Genomic DNA, 514 nt, shown 5'->3' with positions numbered 1-514 from the left:
TGTGTTCAGCAACGCCGCGCTGCACTGGATGAAGGGCGCCGATGCCGTGATCGCCGGCGTCCGCCGCGCGCTGAAGCCGGGCGGCCGCTTCGTCGGCGAGTTCGGCGGCCACGGCAATGTGGCGGCGATCGTCACCGCCCTGGTCGCGGTGCTGAACGCCCGCGGCCTGGACGGCGCCGCCCGGATGCCCTGGTTCTTCCCGACCCCGGCGGAGTACGCCGCGAAGCTGGAGGCGCAGGGCTTCCGGGTCGACAGCGTCGCCCTGGTGCCGCGGCCGACGCCGCTGCCCACCGGCATGCGCGGCTGGCTGGACACCTTCGCCAACCCGCTGCTGGACGGCATCGACGGCCCGGCGCGGGCGGCGCTGCTGGACGAGGTGCAGGCGCTGCTGGCACCCAGCCTGCGCGACCAGTCCGGCAACTGGAGCGCGGACTACGTCCGGCTGCGTTTCGCCGCGACGCTGGCGCCATGACCGCGGCGGCGGCGCGAGCCGAAGGTGGCCGCCGCGGCGAGG

Annotated in this window: 1 pseudogene; it reads left to right on the top strand. The window is 75.7% G+C overall.

What is annotated here, in order from left to right:
- Window positions 1-472, top strand: a pseudogene (locus tag P409_RS39900) (SAM-dependent methyltransferase); the annotation flags it as partial.
- Between the last annotated feature and the right edge of the window lie 42 nt (window positions 473-514).

Origin of the sequence: Inquilinus limosus MP06, assembly GCF_000767795.1 — a bacterium.
Lineage (GTDB): Bacteria > Pseudomonadota > Alphaproteobacteria > DSM-16000 > Inquilinaceae > Inquilinus > Inquilinus limosus_E.
The sequence above is the reverse complement of the archived record's forward strand: the minus strand, read 5'-3'. Positions and strand labels throughout refer to the sequence as shown.